General features: G+C 45.7%; 17 protein-coding genes. 10 read left to right on the forward strand and 7 right to left on the reverse strand.

Translation table 11 applies throughout. The annotated features are described in order from the left end of the window. Positions 1-9: 9 nt before the first annotated feature. Complete coding sequence (locus ACFFUV_RS16745) at positions 10-1470, reverse strand: tagaturonate reductase (protein ID WP_390194889.1); 1461 nt, start codon at positions 1468-1470, stop codon at positions 10-12. A gap of 79 nt (positions 1471-1549) precedes the next feature. Next, positions 1550-2953, reverse strand: a complete 1404-nt coding sequence (uxaC, locus tag ACFFUV_RS16750) for a glucuronate isomerase (protein ID WP_390194891.1) — start codon at positions 2951-2953, stop codon at positions 1550-1552. A gap of 420 nt (positions 2954-3373) precedes the next feature. Between uxaC and ACFFUV_RS16755 the strand changes: the two genes are divergently transcribed. From ACFFUV_RS16755 to uxuA, 5 genes are all read left to right on the forward strand, one after another. After that, on the forward strand, positions 3374-3913 hold the full coding sequence (locus ACFFUV_RS16755) for a TRAP transporter small permease (RefSeq protein WP_390194894.1): 540 nt from the start codon (positions 3374-3376) through the stop codon (positions 3911-3913). A gap of 62 nt (positions 3914-3975) precedes the next feature. Beyond that, positions 3976-5268, forward strand: coding sequence for a TRAP transporter large permease (locus ACFFUV_RS16760; RefSeq protein WP_390195148.1), 1293 nt, complete (start codon positions 3976-3978; stop codon positions 5266-5268). A 21-nt stretch (positions 5269-5289) separates the two neighbouring features. Next, entirely contained in the window at positions 5290-6252 is a 963-nt protein-coding gene (locus ACFFUV_RS16765; protein ID WP_390194896.1) for a TRAP transporter substrate-binding protein, read from the forward strand. An 80-nt stretch (positions 6253-6332) separates the two neighbouring features. Then, the gene (locus ACFFUV_RS16770; protein WP_390194898.1) at positions 6333-7847 is read left to right on the forward strand and encodes a mannitol dehydrogenase family protein; all 1515 of its coding nucleotides are present in this window, start codon (positions 6333-6335) and stop codon (positions 7845-7847) included. Positions 7848-7863: 16 nt separating this feature from the next. Further along, on the forward strand, positions 7864-8925 hold the full coding sequence (gene uxuA / locus ACFFUV_RS16775) for a mannonate dehydratase (RefSeq protein ID WP_390194900.1): 1062 nt from the start codon (positions 7864-7866) through the stop codon (positions 8923-8925). 117 nt (positions 8926-9042) lie between these two features. Here the strand turns inward: uxuA and viaA are convergent, their stop codons facing one another. Continuing rightward, positions 9043-10488, reverse strand: a complete 1446-nt coding sequence (gene viaA / locus ACFFUV_RS16780) for an ATPase RavA stimulator ViaA (RefSeq protein ID WP_390194902.1) — start codon at positions 10486-10488, stop codon at positions 9043-9045. Between the two features lie 9 nt (positions 10489-10497). Continuing rightward, positions 10498-12147 carry an ATPase RavA domain-containing protein gene (locus ACFFUV_RS16785; protein ID WP_390194905.1) on the reverse strand — a complete coding sequence of 550 codons (1650 nt, stop codon included), beginning with the start codon at positions 12145-12147 and terminating at the stop codon, positions 10498-10500. 263 nt (positions 12148-12410) lie between these two features. Here ACFFUV_RS16785 and ACFFUV_RS16790 point away from each other — a divergent pair, with 263 nt between their 5' ends. The 3 genes from ACFFUV_RS16790 (at position 12411) to ACFFUV_RS16800 (ending at position 14552) form a co-directional block, all read left to right on the forward strand. Further along, on the forward strand, positions 12411-12938 hold the full coding sequence (locus ACFFUV_RS16790) for an NUDIX hydrolase (protein ID WP_390194909.1): 528 nt from the start codon (positions 12411-12413) through the stop codon (positions 12936-12938). A gap of 189 nt (positions 12939-13127) precedes the next feature. Next, positions 13128-14132: a low-specificity L-threonine aldolase gene (gene ltaE, locus ACFFUV_RS16795; protein ID WP_390194912.1), complete on the forward strand. Its 1005-nt coding sequence runs from the start codon at positions 13128-13130 to the stop codon at positions 14130-14132. Positions 14133-14237: 105 nt separating this feature from the next. Continuing rightward, a complete protein-coding gene (locus ACFFUV_RS16800; RefSeq protein ID WP_390194914.1) occupies positions 14238-14552 on the forward strand; it encodes a c-type cytochrome in 315 nt (104 codons plus the stop codon). Here ACFFUV_RS16800 and ACFFUV_RS16805 read toward each other — a convergent pair. Beyond that, positions 14534-15454 (reverse strand): polysaccharide lyase family 7 protein, encoded by a 921-nt coding sequence (locus tag ACFFUV_RS16805; RefSeq protein WP_390194916.1) that lies wholly within the window; start codon positions 15452-15454, stop codon positions 14534-14536. The genes ACFFUV_RS16800 and ACFFUV_RS16805 overlap by 19 nt on opposite strands. A 492-nt stretch (positions 15455-15946) precedes the next feature. Here ACFFUV_RS16805 and ACFFUV_RS16810 point away from each other — a divergent pair, with 492 nt between their 5' ends. Both ACFFUV_RS16810 and ACFFUV_RS16815 read left to right on the forward strand, forming a co-directional pair. Further along, positions 15947-16987, forward strand: a complete 1041-nt coding sequence (locus ACFFUV_RS16810) for a hypothetical protein (protein WP_390194918.1) — start codon at positions 15947-15949, stop codon at positions 16985-16987. Between the two features lie 181 nt (positions 16988-17168). Further along, entirely contained in the window at positions 17169-17489 is a 321-nt protein-coding gene (locus ACFFUV_RS16815; protein ID WP_390194920.1) for a DUF1840 domain-containing protein, read from the forward strand. A gap of 183 nt (positions 17490-17672) precedes the next feature. Here ACFFUV_RS16815 and melB read toward each other — a convergent pair whose 3' ends face one another. Next, entirely contained in the window at positions 17673-19058 is a 1386-nt protein-coding gene (melB, locus tag ACFFUV_RS16820; protein WP_390194922.1) for a melibiose:sodium transporter MelB, read from the reverse strand. Between the two features lie 362 nt (positions 19059-19420). Next, positions 19421-21538, reverse strand: coding sequence for an alpha-galactosidase (locus ACFFUV_RS16825; RefSeq protein ID WP_390194925.1), 2118 nt, complete (start codon positions 21536-21538; stop codon positions 19421-19423). Positions 21539-21977 lie beyond the last annotated feature (439 nt).

The raw sequence follows: 21977 nt of genomic DNA on the forward strand, positions 1-21977 counted from the left end.
TAATCTCCCTCAACAACGCGCTAACGCTTCACGCATACCCAGTTGGCAAATATTACTGGCATCGGTAACCACTTTGTCTAACAAGCCCGGCACTGACGTTAACGACATGCCCCAATGGTCATTTTGCTCAAGAACGCCTCTCACCAGCGTCTCAAGTGACAACGAACCTTGGTTCACCTGTGGCCAATGCTCCGCGAAAAAATCAATCCACGGCTGATCATCAGCCAGTGGATACGCGCCTGAGTCACGCTCACCACGATAAAAGGTGATCAAAGCGGCTAACGCGAACGTCAAGTAACGCGGTAATTGCTGACGTTGCTGTTGATAACCAATCAGTTGAGGCAAAATGCGCGTTTTGAACTTGGTCATACTGTTGAGAGAAATGGACAACAGCGCATGCTTAATAAATGGGTTTTTAAAGCGGTACTCCACGTCTTTAGCAAAACTCGCCAGTTCATCTTGCGGTAGGGAGAGCGTTGGAATGATCTCTTCATAGATCACGTTTTGTAGATAATGGGCGATTTGCTCATCTTGCATCGATTCCCCCACGGTATCGATTCCAGCTTGAAACGCGACAGGTACCATTGCAGTATGCGCACCATTAAGAATCGCGACTTTACGCTCTTTATAAGGTTTGATGTCGTCAACAACTTTAATGTTCAGCGCATTGTCGCTGGTCAGCTGATCCAAACATAACGCGTTGTGTAACCACTGAGGGCCTTGAATCACGAATAAGTAAAAATTTTCAGCCGCAACCATAAAGGTGTCTTTATAGCCGACGCTCGCTTCAAGCGTTTCACTTTCCTCTTTTGGGTATCCAGTCACAATACGGTCAACCAATGTTGAACAGAAAGTGTTGGCATCTTCTAGCCACTGAACAAATTCCGGTGGCAATTGCCAATCATTGGCATAACGCAGCACAATGTCTTTCAGAGCATCGCCGTTATAATCGATCAGCTCGCACGGTAACAGCACCCATCCTTTATCAGCATCGCCATCAAACGCCACGAAGCGTTCCCACAATAAGCGCGTTAATTTAGCCGGAAAACTGCTTGGCGGCATATCGTCAAGCTTATCGCTGGTGACATAAGCGATGCCCGCTTCCGTTGTATTTGAAAACATAAAGCGCACATCGGGATTTTTGGCTAGCTCAATCACTTGATCAAACTCACCATACGCAGCAATCTCTTGATTGATTGAATAGATAATTTTTGACTGATTGACTTCTTGACCTTGTTCATTCAAACCACGAATAAATGTGGTATACAACCCTTGCTGAGTATTCAAACTCGGCGGAAAGTCACTAGCAATAGGGCGTACAATGGCCACACCTGCATTAAAATCGGTGTGTTGATTAAGGTGGTCAATTTGCCAATCAACGAATGCACGCAGAAAGTTACCTTCGCCAAATTGAATAATTTTTGTTGGATATTGTGGGCCAGTAAAAGCATCACGGGATAGTTGTTTCATGGTGATTACCTACAAACGGTGAACCACCGTAAAAAGGCGGCTCACGAATTAAGGGCTTAAGACGCAAACGCGTCGGTCATTAAAGGCTGAAGTAACGTTTTGCGTTGTGATAGCAAATATCAGAGACCATTCGGCTTAGGAGCTCAAAGTCCGCAGGTGCTTCACCTTGCTCGACCCAATGACCAAGCATTTGGCACAGAATACGGCGGAAATATTCATGACGCGTGTACGACAGGAAGCTTCGGCTATCGGTCAACATCCCCACAAAACGGCTGAGCAATCCCAATTGAGCCAATTGCGTCATTTGACGTTCCATGCCATCTTTTTGGTCGTTAAACCACCAGCCAGAGCCAAACTGAATTTTGCCCGCAACACCCCCACCTTGGAAGTTGCCACACATGGTCGCAATCACTTCGTTATCGCGCGGGTTCAAACAGTAAAGAATGGTTTTTGGCAGTTCGTCTGTTTTATCCAACGCACTCATTAAGTTGGCCAGCGGCGCTGCGACGAGTCCGTCATTGATTGAGTCAAACCCAGTATCCGGCCCCAAAATATCAAACATACGCTGGTTGTTGTTTCGTAAAGCGCCAATGTGATATTGCTGCACCCAGCCACGTTTAGCGTATTGACGACCAAGATAAACCAGTACCGCCGTTTTAAACTGCGCGGCTTCTATCGTATTGACAGGCTCGCCCGCAAGACGCTTAGCCAGAATGCGATCCAATTCCGCCTCGCTTGCCTCTGCATACTCAACCGTATCCAGTGCGTGGTCTGCAATACAGCAGCCATGATCAGCAAAATGCTGCAACCGTTGTTCGAGTGCTTGAGTCAAATCCCCAAAGCGGCTTATATCAACGTTAGAAACGTCACTGAGTTGTTCGATATACGCTTTGAAAGTATCCAAATGAATATTAAATGCCTTATCAGGACGCCAACTTGGCAACATCTTGACATCAAAATTCGCATCATCCGCCACTAAGCGATGCTCTGCTAAATTGTCGATGGGATCATCGGTCGTACCGACCATTTCCACATTCATCTTCTGCATAATCGCTCGAGCGCTGAATTCGGGAGAAGCCAGCATTTCATTGCATTGATCCCACACGCGTTCAGCGTTGGTTTCATTAAGATTGATGTCAGTGATACCAAACGGACGGCGCAATTCAAGATGCGTCCAGTGATAAATAGGGTTACCGATGGTAAAAGGCACAGTACGTGCGAAAGCGAGGAATTTCTCTTTATCACTCGCATCGCCAGTGCAAAAACGTTCTTCAACGCCATTACTGCGCATCGCGCGCCATTTGTAATGGTCTCCACGCAGCCATATGTCGGTTAAGTTAGTGAATTGGTAGTCGTCTGAGACTTGCTGAGGAGGCAAATGGCAGTGATAGTCGATGATCGGCAGATCCGCAGCAACCTCATGATAAAGACGTTTGGCAAGCTCGTTATGTAATAGGAAATCTTGGGAAAGGAAAGCACTCATATCACTTCTCTAGTTGTTATACCAATTTGAAAAATGATTACACCAAAAATTTAAGAAGTAAATATGAGCCTGCCATCAATTGTTCAATTAATGGCTATTTCATGATCTAAAATGGCCATTTAAAGCAGATTTGAACTAAAAATGTCAGTGAGTTCAAAGTTTTTTATATTGATTAAATGAATAGCAACAAATTTGATCTACCACTTAGTTTTTATGTCATACCAATTTTAGCATAAAGGGGAATAAACACTCTCCATCGTGTCTAAACGGTAAGGGATAACAATAATAGAACCTGCCCTCCACCATCAATGTGGAAGATTAACGACGGATTAATGGATAACGGCTCAACACTTCCAGGCACTTGAGCTCTCTGTGAGAAGCAACCTTGCTGGAACCAGTATTAACAAAGAGATGGATACAATGTCGACCATTAAGACAATTAACGAAGGTGTGAACAAAGTACTTTGCTACACACTGACCCTATTTATGGTGGTGATGATCGCAGCTGTCGTTTGGCAGGTCTTTACACGTTTTGTTCTTCAAGACCCTTCAAACTTTACTGATGAATTATCTCGCTATCTACTTATGTGGATAGGGATTCTCGGCGGTGCTTACACGTTTGCCATTAAGCGCCACCTCGCACTCGAACTTTTAGCCCCCAAACTCCAACGACGAGGCCAACTTATTCTCGGTATGGTCATCAACGCCATCATCGTCATCTTTTCTTCTGTCGCCTTCATTTACGGTGGGTACGTTCTCGTATCGAGCACCTTAAATCATGGTCAGATATCACCTGGGATCATTATATTTGGTCATCACTTGCTGATTGGGTATGTCTATCTTGTGGTTCCAATCGCAGGATCGTTGATCAGTTATTTCGGCTTGGTGGATATCATCACCGCCGCATTCGAACTCAAAAAAAAAGAAGTTGAAATTCCCGCAGAAGGTAGTCTGTCATGACATTAATGGATCTTTTATTTTCGCAAGACTTCTTGCTTAATGCGCCCGACGCATTTTACGACATGTTTCCAGTACTTGTGCTGTTCGGTGTTTTAGGTGTCTTGTTATTGGTTGGTGTGCCTATCGCATTCTCGATTGGTATCGCTGCAATGCTAACCGTCTTTATCGATTTCCCAATCGATAAAGCCACCATTTTAATTTCTCAAAAACTCGCCAATGGCCTCGATAACTTCGGCTTGCTGGCTCTGCCATTCTTCATTGTGGCGGGTAACTTAATGAACCGCGGAGGCTTGGCAACGCGACTTATCAACTTTGCCATGCTCTTTGGTGGCCGCCTACCCGGTTCGTTATCTCATGTTAACGTGATGGCCAACATGCTGTTTGGCTCGTTGTCGGGGTCGGCTGCGGCATCCGCCGCGGCGGTGGGCGGTATCATGAAACCGCTGCAGAAGAAACATAAATACCCAATGGACTTCTCAACTGCCGTCAACGTGGCGTCTTGTCCATCGGGCTTGCTCATTCCGCCATCAAACATTCTGATTCTGTTTGCCTTGGTCAGCAGCACATCAGTGCAATACCTCTTTATTGCAGGCTACATTCCCGGCATTTTGATGGGACTTGGCATCATGATCGGTATTTTTCTGCTTGGTAAACGCTACAACATTCCAACTGAAAAAATCGTATTTAAAGAAAAAGCCAGCAAAGTGGTTTTAGATGCGCTGCCAAGTTTAAGTCTTGTCGTTATCATCATGGGCGGTATTTTGGCGGGCGTGTTCACAGCAACCGAAGCCTCTGCAATCGCGGTGGTCTATGCCCTACTTCTTGGCGTGCTGTACCGTGAACTTAAGATGAAAGACATGTTCCCCGTGCTGATTGAAAGCGTGGTAACAACATCAATTGTACTGCTGATGGTGGCAACGTCTTCAGCCATGTCTTGGGCCATGGCCAACGCCGACATTCCAACTTTCATTTCTGATTTCGTGATGGAAACGTCCACCAACCCAATCATGGTCATTCTACTTATGAATGTGATTCTGTTGGTAGTGGGTACCTTTATGGACATGACGCCTGCGGTACTCATTTTTACTCCGATTTTCCTACCGATTGCCACCCAGCTCGGTATTGACCCGGTTCACTTTGGCATCATCTTAGTGTTCAACCTCTGCATCGGTATTTGTACACCACCAGTCGGTACTGCCCTATTCGTTGGTTGTAGTGTATCAGATACCAAACTTGGCCAAGTAGTACCGAAACTACTGCCTCTGTTTGTGATCATGGTGTTGACCTTATTACTGGTCACCCTGTTCCCTGCACTTTCTTTATGGCTACCTGGATTGGCTGGCTATAAATATTAAAACCCTACAAAGGACATGATAATGAAAAAAATGAACAAACTGCTGTTAGCATGCGCTGTCTCTACCATGGCAGCGGGCAACGTATACGCTGCCACGTTGAAACTGGCACACGCACTGCCTACTGAGCATCCCGTTCACGCATCTCTAGACTGGTTTGCGAACCAAGTAAAAGCGAAAGCCAAGTTGCGCGTTAAAGTGTATCCAAACGGTACACTGGGTAACGAAACTAACTTGCTGCAAATGGTTCAAAACGGCACCATCGCGTTTACCAAAGTTAGTGCGGCGCCTCTGACTGCATTCGCACCAGACTACAAACTGTTGTCATTACCATACCTATACAAAGATCGTGACCAATACAACGAAGTACTCGAAGGTCCTATCGGTCAAGAAATCCTTGAGTCTTCTCATGACTCTGGTTTCGTCGGTCTTGCATTTTTGGATGCCGGTGCACGTAGTTTCTACACCGACAAAGCAATCAAAACCCCTGCAGATTTGAAAGGGTTGAAGATCCGTGTTCAAAACTCTGCTCTTGCCATCGACACCATCAAAGCGCTTGGCGCAACTCCAGTGCCACTGCCTTACGGTGAGCTCTACTCAGCATTGCAACAAGGCGTGGTTGATGGCGCGGAAAACAACATCCCGTCTTACTTCTCATCTCGTCACTACGAAGTGAAGAAAGTCTACTCTTACGATAAGCACACCATGGTACCGGATGTACTGGTTGTATCTGCTAGCGTTTGGGATTCTCTCACCGACGAGCAACGCAGCATCATCCGTGACGTTGCGAAAGAAACCGTGAAACAACAAGAAACCAACTGGAAAAACTACGTTGATAAGTCAATCAAAGAACTGAAAGGCTACAACGTCAGCTTCGTGGACAGTGACATCGCGCAGTTCCAAGAAGCCGTGAAACCCGTGTACGAAAAATTCCGTAAAGAAAATCCTGATCTCGTTCCTATGCTTGATCAAATTCAAGGAATGTAACCCTTGAGCGATGAGAAGTGCCGAACACAGGCGCTTCTCATCTTATTGTGACTGAAACTCTCTAGCCTTCGGATGTATACATGAGACTGAATCTCTCGACTCTTGAAAGCGCAAATGCGCACATCAAGCCTTCAGCGCAAAGCCTAAATGCCGATGTTGGTATTGTTCACTTGGGTTTTGGCGCATTTCATCGTGCTCATCAAGCTTTGATCACCGATACCGTTATGCGTGAGCATGGCGGCGATTGGAAAATCGTTGGAGTGAGTTGGGGACGCAGTGGTGTAGAAACGCAACTAGCGCCGCAAGATAACCTATATTCCGTCGGTGTGGGTTATAACGATGACTTATCAATTCAAGTGATTGGTGCCATCAAAGAAATTCTTACGGTTAAGCAAACCCGTGAAATTCTCGACTATATGTGCAGCGAGAAGGTGAAAATCGTCAGTTTAACCGTCACAGAAAAAGGCTACTGCCACCAGCCATCAACGGGCGATCTTGACTTAGCTCATCCATTAATTCAGCACGACTTGACCCACCTCGATGCGCCTCAATCGGCGATTGGTTTTATCGTTTCTGCGCTAAACCAACGTAAACAGCAAGGCATCGCGCCGTTCACTCCGATGAGTTGTGACAACCTGCCTGAAAACGGTCAGGTACTCGAGAAAGTGGTGCTTCAATTTGCCAAAGCGTTTGATGATGACCTCCATCAGTGGATCAAAGCCAACGTGACTTTCCCATGCACCATGGTCGATCGCATCGTGCCGCGTACAACAGACGCTGATGTCGCAAGAATTGAGCAGACACTGGGCGTGACCGATCAGGGCTGTGTGATGACCGAACCCTTCCTGCAATGGGTCATCGAAGATAAATTCGTTAATGGTCGCCCCCAGTGGGAAGCGACCTCGATAGACAATATTCAAATCACCCACAACGTGGTGCCGTTTGAGGAAATGAAATTACGTCTGCTCAATGGCACACACTCGGCGATGGCTTACCTTGGCTATTTAGCGGGGTATCAAACCGTTGCCGACACGATTCATGATTCTGACTTCCATACCTTTATTCGCTATTTAATGGATGTCGAAATTACGCCTTCGATTCGTATCAAAGAAGTGGATCTTAACCACTACAAAGATCAGCTTATCGAGCGCTACCAAAACCGCGGCTTACAGCATCGGACTTGGCAAATTGCCATGGATGGGTCACAAAAGATTCCTCAGCGTATGCTGCAAACCCTCGCTTTTGCCATTGAGCAGCAGTATTCAACACCTGGTATCTATCTCACTTTAGCGGCATGGATTCGTTACACCAGTGGTCAAGACGAGCAAGGACAAGCCATTGATGTGCAAGATCCACTGGCAGAGCAATTTGCTGACATTTGGCACAGCGCTGGCAGCAATTACGCCCAGGTTGTTGAGCAGTTTTTAGCAATGGATAACGTTTTCCCAGCACAACTTGCCGCAAAGCCTGAAGTCAAACAGCAGCTCACAGAAGCACTTGAACACATAATAAAACACGGAGCAAAAGCCAGCATTGAGCAATTGCTTCGCAGTAACCACCCCGCGTCACCCAGTGATTCATTGGCTGACGATTAAGTAGGACTCCGTACAAATGAAAATGACATTTCGCTGGTATGGCGAGGGCAATGACCAAGTTACCCTCGGTCACATCAAACAAATTCCAGGCGTTGAAGGGATCGTATGGTCACTTCACGACATGCCTGCAGGCGAGCTTTGGAGCGAAGAGCGCATTCTCAAAGAGAAACAAACCATCGAAGCGGCGGGCTTTAATATCGATGTGGTTGAAAGTGTCAATGTGCACGAAGACATAAAGCTCGGCTTACCAAGCCGCGACAAGTACATCGAAAACTACAAAGAAACCCTGCGTCGCCTTGCGAAAGTCGGCGTGAAAGTGGTGTGTTATAACTTTATGCCGGTTTTTGACTGGACACGCACGAGTCTCTACAAAGAAACCGAAGACGGGTCGAATGCGCTATTTTTTGAGAAAAGCAAAATCGAAAACATTGACCCTACCGAGCTTATCGAAACACTGTCTAAAAACGTAGATGTCACCATGCCAGGCTGGGAGCCCGAACGTTTAGACAAACTCAAAGAGACGTTTAAGCAGTATGAAGGTTTTACCGCTGAGCGCTTGTGGGAAAACTTGCAATATTTCCTAGATCAAGTCATTCCCGTGTGCGAAGAATGCAACATTAAAATGGGCATCCACCCTGATGACCCGGCGTTTCCTATTTTTGGTCTGCCACGCATTATCATCAACAAAGAAAACATCGGTCGCTTTTTAAATCTGAATACTAGCCCAGCCAATGGCTTGAGCCTGTGCACTGGGTCACTAGGTTCTGCCAACAATGACATTCCAAGCATTATTGATGAGTACCACGACCGTATCCACTTTATGCACATTCGTAACGTTAAACGTTATGACAATGGTGATTTTATCGAAACGTCACACCGTGCATGTGACGGTTCGGTCGATACGGTGAATGTGATTAAAACACTCCACAAACATAACTATCAAGGCTATGTACGACCTGACCACGGCCGTCATATCTGGGGTGAAGAAAAATGGGCGCGTCCAGGTTATGGCTTGTATGACCGCGCTCTGGGCATCATGTACATACTGGGGGTGTGGGATAATCTAAACCATCAGTAATATCGAGCATCACACGTAAGCGAGCCCATAACTTAACCATTCGTCACTCGCCTGCGTTAGGGACGGTGTGTTCCCAAGGATGGGGAATCTCACTCAAAAAAATGGTAACTCTGAGAGTTACCATTTTTTCATTAAGCGCCCGACCAAATTAGGATGATACGACCAACAGTGATCAAACATCGACATTAACTGTGGATTACCGTATTTCGACAAACTGATCGCGTGAAAACGATTACTGGCCCTTTTCAACGCACTCACGGCCTGTTCCATTTCCTCTGATTGCTTAGGTGCAATAAAGTCCGAAAGGACGACTAAATCGGCATTGCGATAGCGATCGCTGTGCATTACGTCAATCGCACGCTTGAGTGCCGGCTCAAGTTCTGTCCCGCCATGAAATCGATACGAGAGAAAATCACTGGCTTCACGCAAGCCGTCTTGGCGTGTTAGCTCATAGGTAATCTGCTCGGTTGAAAACAGCATCACGTAGCAGTCTCGGTCGCCGGCCAATGCGATTTGCATTAACGCATAAGCCATTGCTTTCGCGCACTGCTCTGGGAAGCCACTCATTGAACCTGACGCGTCAACGCATAAAATGAACGGCCCTTTTTCAATATCGGCTTGCTTATGCTCAGGCTCGTAGGATTTCACTTTACGCAGTGTCCGAGACTTGCCTTGCATGCGATAGTTCATTAAACGTTTGTCTACAAGGTGTTTGTAAAACACCACTTCCAGCTCAGGATAAGCTAAAAACATGGTCTCGTTCGGCAGAAGCTTATTAAGATCATCGTTCTCATGCACACCCACAATATCGTCAGTGGCGTGGTCCGACTTTTCTTCCACCATTTGCAACGCTTCATTCGGTGCTCGGTTGAGGTCAGGGTCATTCACATCACTTGCCATTCGCCCTAACTGCTCAGCAATCTCCTGCACCGTTTTGTGCTTTTGCAAAAAACTGGCGTGTTTTTTCATCACCGCAACATCGCCTTTGCTCAGCTTGGCTGACGCCATATCCCACAACCGACCAACACTGGTTTCATCGCCATTTTCGGTGACTTTGTCCATGGTTTTCATGGTTTCCATGCGTTGATAGAGGTCGCGTAGCACTTTCTCTTTGTTTGACTCAAGTTCATTAAGCTGTGCTTGGCGGATCGCTTCAGATAAGCTTTGATACCACTGGTCACAAAAATAATGAGGAAACATTGGGTTATTCACCCCTTTATTTCGCTCCAGTAAGCGGCGAGCCTGCATGTAAAACGCTGAATGCCACTCAAGCTGTTTGATGATGTCGGGAATTTGTTTGAAGAAGGTCGCTTCATCCCAGTAAATCACCTGTTGATACAGCCCTAATTCATGCTGAAAGCGTTCTGTCTCACACACTCGAGTTATGCGGTTTTTGACATTGCCACGCCATTTCGCCAAGTGATTCTTAACCGATGCTCGCATCCCGCGATTTTCAGCCATCATCATCACTTGCGACCGCGCCATTAAGTCATTAACCGCAGAGTCAATGATCCCTGAATCCGCAATCATCAAAGCCAGATTTAAACCATCCGCACCAAGCATAAACCTTCCTCAGGAGAAAAATTGCGTCAAATTCTTGAAACGAAACAAGGCGCGTTCCGATTCAGTTTTGACAGAATCTAATGTGGTTTGGAGTGTCTGTAAACTGGACTCCATGGCCAACGGCATATCTGCATCAATGAAGTTGTGGGGTAATGCCGCGTGGAATTGATGACGCACATGACGAATCTGATGCTCAGCCTCGCTAAGTTGATCAGTGGCCTGCTGCGCTTTGTCTAACCATTTTTGGTACAAATCAGTGTCCAGCCCTTGATGCGTGACCAAAGCCAGCAGTACGGCGCGATTAGCAATATCTTTCACCACGAGGCGACCTGACGAATCGGTATCAAAATGCAAACGACACATGCTGGTATTTTGGTTCACGTAACCATAAGCGTCACCGTGGCCTTCACGAATCACTCGTTCAAGCTCATTTTTTGCCACATATATCCAGCGGCTATCTCCTTTTTCCGATTCAGACACAGACATATTACTTTGCAGCAGCACCAATTTCAGCAAACCGCTTGCGGTGCCCACTTGATAACTTTTCGCCGCAGACAAATCATAGTGAGTCACTTGCTTTTTCAATATTCCATTGCTGGTCTCGGTGGAGAGCGTCATGGCATAGTGTTCATCAAGCGCAAATTGCACCTCCTCCATCTCTTCACGGCAGAGGATAATTTGGCGCTCCACATCTTGCTGGTCAAATGCTCGCTCGAGTGCAAAGCGGCGAATCACGTCTCTTACCACATCGCGCGATTCAGGGCTATTCCATAAACAGTCTTGAAGCAGTAATAAATCCAGCGGATTGATTTCATCACGGCCATTGAAGAAAGCACTCGCTTTTAACAGTTTGACCGCTTTTTTCCATCGGCGGTCAGAGACATACATATCCACATGACCCGCTTGCTTTTCGGCCTCTTCCAACATGGTTTTGAGTTCGAACAGCTTCTCAAACACGTTGTCACCAAGACGCAGCGTGTCTAGCTGCTGTTGCCAGCTGCGATACTCTTGGTCGGTGATCGCCAATCCTTCAGGGATTTTCGCCTCTTCATTGGTTCCGACCGTTAGCATGGATTTAAAGTTTTGCTTATTCTGAATTCGATTCACGAAAACACGTACCAGCATGCGGTCATACAATGCCTCTAAGCCGCTGTCCTCATCCGGTAATTCGTTTGACGCCGATACCAACAGACGCATCGGAACACGTTCTATCTCACTGCCATTTTTGAAGGTTTTTTCGTTAACCACAGTGAGCAGCGTATTGAGAATCGCGGGTCCCGCTTTCCAGATTTCATCTAAAAAGACCACTTGCGCGGTCGGTAAGTAGCCATCCGTTAGGCGTACATAGCGACCATTATCTTTGAGCTCTTGAATACTTAATGGCCCAAAAACCTCTTCTGGCGTTGAGAATCGCGTCATTAAGTATTCAAAATAGGACGAGTTATCAAACGCTTGAATCAAGCGCTTTGCGATAAGACTTTTAGCGATACCGGGCGGGCCAAGCAAAAACACGCTCTCGCCAGCCAACGCAGCAAGCAAACACAGTTTAATGGTGTCTTCACGTTCATAAACCCCGTCAGCTAAAGCTCGAGCCAGCTTATTGATGCGTTCAGAGAGTAACGCTTTTTGCGAATGGGAGGCGGGGTTTGGATTCATCATGAATGCGCTCCTAAGAAGGCGATAGCGTATTTAAAACCGTTTATACAGTTGTTATTATTTTGTTACAAGTGATTTTCTATCAGAAAACACCACCTGCCAGAAGGTGTAGTTTAACACGGCGTACAGCAATCTATGTTTTCACAAATGAAATCATACATTTCTATTACGGTTAACCGAGTTATTCATAAACTCACTTATGATGCTTTCCATTACCTGAGTAAATCGCTAAGGTAGAGAGAGAACACGTCAGTTATCGAATATTAATGAATATATTAAGCTCTAAAACCATTCACAGTTGGAAACGGATCTCGTTAGTCGAAGAACACGTTGAACTTCCAAATGGTCAAAATATCACGCATACCACTATCGTTCATCCCGGCGCTGCAGTGATTCTGCCTATTACTCAAAGCGGCGACATTCTTCTCATCAATCAATATCGTCCATCACTCAAAAAATGGTTACTTGAATTGCCCGCAGGAACGATTGAGGAAAACGAAACGCCCGAAGTTTGTGCCCAGCGTGAACTCGAGGAAGAAACCGGGTATCAGGCTGGCCGATTTACTTCATTGGGACAGGTCACCCCACTTGCCGGCTTTTGTGATGAAATCCAACATCTGTTTGTCGCCAACGATTTAGCACTGCGTAACCAGCGTCAGTGTGATGACGATGAGGTGATCGAAGTGCTCACACTCAGTGTTGAAGAGCTCGAACAAAAAATCATTGATGGTGAGATCAGTGACACGAAAACCATTGCCTGTTTAGGTAAAGCGCGCTTGTGCGGTTATATCTGACACAGTCATCGATAATACTTATCTAACCATTACATCGTCTTAGGCGTCCTCGTGTTCCGCGCCAGTTAGCCAGAACACTCAAAAGTGGCATTCGTGCCACGCAAATAACATTATTAATACTAAAAACATTATTAATACTAAAAACAATTGCACCAGCAAAGTCAGCAATCACAACCCGAGGAGAACTACATGGATTTTCGTTCTGATACCGTAACCCAACCCACTCAAGCAATGCGTGACGCAATGGCTAATGCCATTGTTGGAGACGATGTCTACGGTGATGACCCGACCGTCAACGAACTTGAGCAATGGGCAGCGGAAAGACACGGCTTTGAAGCCGCGCTATTTACCTCTTCGGGTACCCAAGCCAATTTGCTTGGCCTGATGGCACATTGTGAGCGTGGTGATGAATACCTGTGCGGCCAACAGGCACACAACTATATGTTTGAAGCCGGTGGCGCGGCGGTATTAGGTTCAATCCAACCTCAACCTATTGAAAATAACCCTGACGGTACGCTTGATTTTGATAAGCTAGCGGCGGCGATCAAGCCCAATGATTTTCACTTTGCTCGCACCAAATTGTTGAGCTTAGAAAACACCATTAATGGCAAAGTGCTGCCCCTTCACTATATGGCGCAAGCGCGTGAATTTACCAATCAACACGGGCTGTCTTTACACCTCGATGGTGCGCGCGTTTACAATGCGGCGATAGCACTTAATGTCGATATTCGGGAGATAGCCCAATACTTTGATTCGATGACGGTCTGCTTATCGAAAGGGCTTGCGGCGCCAATTGGTTCTTTGCTACTTGGCTCGGCCGATTATATTCAAAAAGCACGTCGTCTCAGAAAGATGGTCGGCGGTGCGATGCGCCAGGCAGGGATTTTGGCGGCCGCAGGGAAGCTTGCCCTTACGGAACAAGTCATGGCGTTAGAAGCGGATCGCCGCAACGCCAAGCGTCTCGCAGAAGGCCTTGCTGAATTGCCAGGGTTCAACGTCAATCCGGACTTTGTCCAAACCAACATCGTCTTCGTCAAATTAGCAGAGAATATCGATGTTCACTTTATTGCAAAAGCACTGAGTGACGCTGATATCACCATTTCGCCAAGTAACCCACTGCGTTTAGTCACGCATAAAGACATCTCAAATGATGACATTGAGCTGTTTCTTACCAAAATAGCGACTCTGATTTAACCTTTTGGTTGCTATTGAATTAAAACTTGATCTCACCACATTGAGCTTCCCCTAAGGGGAAGCTTTATGCTCTTGCGACTTAGTTGATACGCGTCAGGAGCCAACATGCGTTATTTCTTCACTTTACTGCTGTGTGTACTTGCTTTGCCGACGTTTGCTCAGGGCAACCCCGAGCAAGGAAAAATTAAGTCGCCAAGTTGTGTTTTCTGCCACGGTAAAAACGGCCACGCCGTCGATGCCCAATACCCCAATTTAGCAGGGCAAAATGCCGAGTATCTTTATCGAGCAATGAAGGCTTACCAACAAGGTCAGCGTGAATCACAATTTGCCAAAATGATGCAAACGCAACTCAGTAAATTAAGCGATCAAGACCTTAAAGATGTGGCTGCCTTTTACGCTAATCAGTCGGCCAGTGATTGACAAGCATCAGCCGGTCGGCGCTGCGCATAATGGGTACTAATCTGACTAAAAGTGGCTTGTGTATAGTCTTGCGCATCACCCGACTTATTTAAGTTATACACGCCAGCTTTAAAGTACATATACTCCCCACCTCTATCGTACCCACTATCCGTCATATCGATTGTTTGCTCTCGTGGCGCTTTGCCTTCTCTTAGCAATTGAAACGTCAATAGATTGCCTTCCACGATGATCTTATAACTAAACGTTTCATTCAGCGCGATACCATCTTTTGGCTCCGGCGCATGATCTTTTCGACTTCCAACTACATCAAACCAACGCGTGTGACCACGAGTATTTTCGTGAGCTAGATACAGCGAACCTCGTTGGTGATTGGGTAGTTTACGATAATGGACTCGAATCGGCTCACTGTGGGTTGCATGAATTTGCCCAATGACCACTCGTCCAACTTGCTTGCGTTTTCCGGTGGTCGTGACATGGTTCACCGCTAACGTCGCCTCTAACCGACCATCCACGCCCCCAGCTTGCTGTATGTCCTCTTTGGGGGCCGATGAGAAAACCCAATTATTCAGTGTCACACCCTGTGTTTTGATGTGTTTATTGCCACAGCGTAACATGCTGCGCAGTTCTGAGCGTGTGTAGGTTGTGTTTGGCGTTCTCGCCCCGCTTACTGGCGAGCGAAATATCAAACTTCCATCAGGCTGTTTGACAAAATAAGGCGGATACTCAAACCCTTTAGCCAAGTCATACTCTTTAATCATATCCGCTTTACCGGAACGATCATCATCCACCGGCAAGGTAATCGCCCACTGATTGAGCGAAATGTCACCTGCATGGGCGAAAGCCACATTGAGCAGTAGCCCAGTTGCAAAGTATTTGAGTTTGACATGAACGTGTTTCTTCATAGAAATTGGTGACCTAGCCAGCGAAAACACCAATATCGCACACTCAAAAGCCAAGGAATGCTAGTTCGCACAAAAATCTGAATCCGCTTGACGATTTTGTCACGAAGCCGTGACATGGGTTAATTTTTTGTTCCACTCAAACGCTCAACCTCATTGGCCTTGCCCCAACTAAACCATACTTAAGGATGAGAATTGTCGTCTTCAAAATCCATGCAGCCCTCACTTGTTCACCCTCTTCAATCTCATTACCACTCTCAATCGGTCATACCTTGGTTGATATTCCACCTAGGTTGAGAAAAGAACTAAATTGGCAGCAAAACCCTTAAACGCACATTGAGCTTCTTTATTATCGATAGAAGCTTGTTGACCGCGAGAGGCTTTATTATGTGCATCCATTTTTAGCTCCCTGTGTAAATTTCAATCGCGCTCCGTACGAATTCTTCGACCATTTCGTTATTCCATCGACTCATTACAACTTTCAAGGAAACCATCATGAGTAGCATTATTATCGGTTCTAGCAACACCAACGGCAGTGGTTCTGCAGCCAACTTAACGCCAGACAATGGGCAACTCATTACCTTAGAGCCCAGTGAATACAACAATGACTATTACTGGGAATACTATTACAGCGATGACCTCGTTTACGCGGATCTTTATGGCACACAGCGCGGAGAAACGCTCTATGTAGAAAATCTCGCTGAATGGAATACCGAGGGGGTCAAAGAGATTTCGATTGAATCAGGCACTGACTACGACACCTATAACTACCTTGATGACATTATCATCGATGGGTTCGTTGACGTGAATATTCGCTTAGATGACCATACCGACATTGGCGCTGATCATCTCTACGTTGATATTGACTCGGCCAAGCGCGCGACCATCGATACCAGAGAGTTAGTCTTTCACCATGAGGATGGCACCGTCAGTGATATGAACAACTACATTTCGATTTCAGTGACCAGCAATAGTGCCAGTTGGAGTAACCTATTTTCGATCAAGACTGGAGCGGGCGAAGATACTGTCGATCTCTATGAACGCAGTTCCGACAGTGGCTCACAATGGACAGAGTTTGATATCGAACTAGGCGATGGTACTGATCACTTCTACTTTGATATTTCGGCCGCAGCGAGCAGTCGCCAAACGCGAGATGTCGATGGCGGTGAAGGTACTGATTACCTGTATCTATATCGAAATATGGAAGATGTTGATTTTACCAATTTCGAGGTTGTCGCTGCCTACTACCCGACGCGAAACTATGACATTACCCTTGATGAATCGTTACTCGCCAATAATCATGGTGCCGATGAGGGACTCATCGTCGCAAACTTAGACGTTAGCTTTAGCGACGATTATGACGATCTTCAAGTGTCAGAACTGACAGAGCAACAAGCGTTGTATATTACCAATACCATGGAGGACTTCTATCTAAGCCGCGTTGATGTTGAAGATTTTCAGGCAGTGACGCTCACTTACGGAGATGATACCTACACCATGTTTACCAACGAAACCGAACTCGCTTGGTTTAATTAAATCGTTTGTCATCCAACCCTCTGAAGCCGCTTTAAAAGCGGCTTTGAATAAAGCCAGCTTTGGTTGTAACCACTGTCTCAGCACTCGAAACATAGCAGAAGTATGATTGTCATTGGGCTCTGTTTCGAATTTTGCGTAAGATGGCGATAACAAACCCCCATTCCTACATCAGGAGCACTCAATGTTAGTTACCTTTCGTTGCCACAGTTATTCTAGCGTTACCATGTTTGGTGATATTGCACTTCAATTAATTAAGATGATGGGGCATAGCGAAACGGTCCCCGGCTCTCTTGCCGCAAAAGACGTCCCTGACGCGTTAGATTCATTGATGGCCTCACTTGCGAAACAAGCGGTCCAAGAGTCCTCATCCAATAACGATGAGAACAGCGATGACGACGAGCAGACTGAGCCCAATGTTGGGCTTAACCACCGTGCTTATCCACTCATTGAGCTGCTTAAATCCGCGATAAAGAATGATGATGATGTGATGTGGGAAGAATAAGTCACATGTAGTGCCACTCGGCGTGATGCTACTGTGCCTTCAGTATTCAACACCGAAAAACTAAAAAGGCAGCGAGCCTAGGTTGCACGCTGCCTTTTCATTATTCACCCGCTGAAAGAAAGGGTATGAAAATTAATTCTGGTGGTTTTAATATATAAACTCTTACTCAATAATCGCCATCACTTAACTCAGTGTCTGCTCTGCGACACGCTCATTCTCTGCCTGAGCTTCTTGTTCAGCATCTTCTTTGTTAAATCCATCATGCAAACGGAAATAACGTTTGTAGATGACCCCACTAATGACCATGATAATCGCGGGTAAGCCAATCATCATGAACTCTAATCCCATAATCGTACTCGCTGACTGTTCAACGTTTGGTTCATAACCAATAACCGATAAGCCAATACCCACAATGAAACCACCTGCCGCGCCAGCAAATTTAACCAGCATCGTTTGCACTGAGAAAATAACACTTTCACTGCGACGTCCTGTTTTGTATTCACCGTAGTCAACAACGTCAGCCAACATAACGGTTTGCAAAGCGTTAGCAATACCAACACCAAACTTCGTTGCTGCACCAGCCATTCCAATCATCACGGCGTTTGCCGGGGCGATATAGCCCATAACAAACAGCAACACACAAGATAAGATAGGGAAACCACAAGCGATTGGCCATAAGTATTTCCGTGGTAATGCGGTGGCAATACGAGGGAATAAAAAGACGCCAGCGACTTCGGCCGCACCGGCCACCATCATATAAACCGGGAAGAGATCCGCATCGCCCAACGCGTAAGAAAAGTAATAAATCGCAAAGCCGCCAACTAATAAATTGGCAATTTGGAAAGCCAGTACAGTCCCGATCAACGCTTTTAGCTGGTCATTTTTACCAATAATCGTCAGTACATCTTTGAAATTGAATTTCTCCGCAGATTGAGTATTTGCGGGGGCCACTTTTTCTTTCACATTACGAGCGATTAGAAACGCGCTCATGACGAACAATACTGCAATCAAAATCGCGACATTGAAAAAGCCATCCCCCTGATTCCCATCGCCCAACTCGCCGACAATATGCAGACCATAGGTACCCGTAACGAACCAGGCTAGGCTAGCGAATAAACGTGGCCAAACAACCAGTTTCTCACGCTCTTGGCGAGAACTCGACAATGCAGGAATCATAGACCAATAAGGTATATCCATAATGGTATACGTTAAGCCCCAAAGGATATAAGCCGCTGCAGCGTAGATGTATAACGCCGTACCTTCGAACATATGTGTACTAAACAGACCTATCAGCACGACAGCGTTCAATAGCGTGCCAATGACAATCCAAGGACGAAATTTACCAAATTTTGAACGGGTATTATCAACGATCACCCCCATCATCGGGTCTGTTACCGCATCGATAATACGAGCCGCTAAAAAGATAGTACCAACGAAAGCAGCAGATAACCCCGCAACGTCAGTAAAATAGAACATTAAGAAAATATAAATCGGTGCACACGCAAAATCTTTACCAAGCGCACCGACCCCGTAGGACAGTTTGGTTTGTAGAGTAATTTTTTCAGACATAACAGTTCCTTAGTGTTGTACGTCATGGATTCCCCTAACTCGAATTCATAACGTCAACGTCTTTTATTTTATATTTCGCTGTCAATGTACTCATACGCTTTATAGCTTACTGTGATCCACAACCACTTTATGGAAACGTTTACAGGGCAATAATAAAAATGAGAGATAAAACACCCTTTCTGCTAACTTTCGATACAAACAAACACAAAATAAACTTTAATATCAATCAGTTAAGAAAATAAACTCGATAATAAACCCGGAATTCTCATCTAAGAAACAACGAAAAAAACCGCGCAAACCTGTAGTTTGCACGGTAAGGGAAACGCCAGGAAAATAGCGTTTATGAGAGAAGTAAGTTGCCGCTAGTCGATTCGTTCAAGTTTTAGCAATATTGCCGTTTCGGGATCGAGAATAGGCATTGTCAATCCAACCTCTTCACACCAAGCACCAGAGAGTTCACATCCAGATTCCGTCCATGGGGGTTGGTAGTTGACGATATCATCATAATTTCCAGGTTTATCTAACATTGTGATGCGATATACCGCTTTGGGGTCTAAACCTGGTAGGCGTAGATGACCACTTAACGCACAAGTTGGCATCGCAAGCTGAGCGACCATCACAACCGCTTGTGACTGATCGCTTGAAACAACACTGTGTATTTGGTGCGCTTTATCATCAGTCGGGACATGCCATGTACGCCCGCTGTGGAGTAACGGACGTAACATTTTGTGTAGTTTAATGTAGCGCTCAAATCCCTGTTTTTCGGTAAGCTCTTCTTTAACAGGATCGAGTTCAATCCCCATATGACCAAACAGAGCAGTAAGCCCACGAAATTCAATGCTATGTTGGCGCCGCGTACTATGACAATGACTGGCTCCAATGTGGCTCCCGATAACTTCAGGCGGAAAAAAGTAGCTCATACCCCGTTGGATAGTTTGACGCTCAAGCGCATCATTATTATCAGAAGCCCAGAACCTATGTGTGCGTTTAAGAACCTCAAAATCAATACGCCCGCCACCAGCTGCACAAGATTCTATCTCTACTTCAGGGTGTTTTTTACGGACTTTATCGACAAGTTGATAGTAACGTCGAATTTGATGATGCCCAGCAGCCTGTCCCAAATGCCCTGGCTGGACGACTTCGCGATTCATATCCCACTTAATATAGGCAATGCGGTAAGTCGATAGAAAGTAATCTAATCTCTCAAATAAGAAGTTAAACGCGTCATCATTTTGTAAGTTAATGACGTATTGATTGCGTCCTGTCGGTTGTTCGTAATCGTTTACAGCCAACAGCCAGTCAGGATGGGCTCGAAACAAATCGGAGTCCTTATTGATCATTTCAGGCTCAAACCATAAACCAAACTCCATTCCTAAGTTATTCACGTGTTCGACTATCGGTTGTAGCCCTTTCGGGTACTTGGTTTCACATAGAAACCAATCCCCTAACCCGGCCTTGTCACCATTGCGCCCTCTAAACCATCCATCATCAATGATGAATCGTTCAACCCCCATTTCGGCAGACTGAGTGGCCATCGACATGATGTAGTCAGGATCATGATCAAAATAAATCCCTTCCCATGTATTTAAGTGAATTGGGCGCGGTTTATCTTTAAACTCTCTAGGTAAAATGGTTTCGCGAACATGACAATGGAAGTGATGGCTCATGCCATTCAAGCCGCTGTCACTGTAACTTGCATACAACCAAGGTGTGGTAATACTTTCGCCTTGATTGAGCGCAATTTCACCAGGAAAATAAATCACTTCAGCTTGCGTGTAGCGGCGACCATCAGCTTTAACATCGACACGCAATCGATGATTACCACTCCAAGCAAAATGAAAACCCCAGACATCCCCCTGCATTTCATCAAAATGAGCCGTCCCTGCGACCAGAGCAGGATAGTGCTCATGTGAAGTACGTCCACGACGGTTCTCTTGCTGATAACCACCATGCAGTAGAGGCTGGCGGACGGTTTGAAACTCATGAACCCAGCGCCCGTAGTAAGTGAGCAGCTCATTCGCGCGAGCAGGTAATGGTAAGGTATTCGCTAGACGGTTAACTTGGTAAACATCGCTTTTGTTGTTCGTCAGGGTATGTCGCGTTTTTAGCACATCATTCGAATCAAGCAGAAGCTCGGTTTTCAGCACAAGCCCCGCTATCTTGTCTTCGCTTTCAATGACGACACCGGCTTTTTGATGTTCAATGTTAGAAATAAAGAACACCGGAGCCCAGTCTTGCCCCCCGCGATGACCTTCTACCCCAGGGTTACTGAATATACCTCGCCCTAGCTCTGGGCTTAACGTCATCGATATATCAGTGTCTAGTCGGCCATACGGCACAGGACGATGTAAAGCCATACGATGGCTTTTCAGATCACCAGACACCTTCTTTCCCCAATGGAGAATTTCTGCATATTCTCCAAGCTCGACAATCAATTGTGTTTGCTGACCAACTAGCTCAATCAATGTTTTATCTGTCATCCTGCCTTACCTTGAAACTGGAAATTAAGATGCATCATAAACAAAAAAATAAAAGAATCTGTGAGCCAAACCAAATCATGATAACGTTTACAATTAAATATTAGAGATGCCGTTGTTACTCAAGTCAATCACTTTTCTTCTCTGCTACGTAAGACTCAGATAAAGAAATCTAAGTTTTCGTTTCATTCTGTCGATATCGAAAAACATAGGTCAACCATAAATAAAACACTGATTTTAAATGCTTTTAAAGTGAAATTAGCGCTACCCAAAAACAATAAAACCGTGAATAACGCTACCGAACACTCAGATACTAGCGACATCACTTGAAGTCCCAAATCGACGGTCGTATTCTTGCCTCTTCGGGTTTTTAATGACGTGTCTCACTTGGGTCCTAACTCAAAATCCCAGTTCGACAATACTGCAATATCCCGCTCGCAAT

The sequence above is a fragment of the Vibrio olivae genome (assembly GCF_042428525.1).
Taxonomy (GTDB): domain Bacteria; phylum Pseudomonadota; class Gammaproteobacteria; order Enterobacterales; family Vibrionaceae; genus Vibrio; species Vibrio olivae.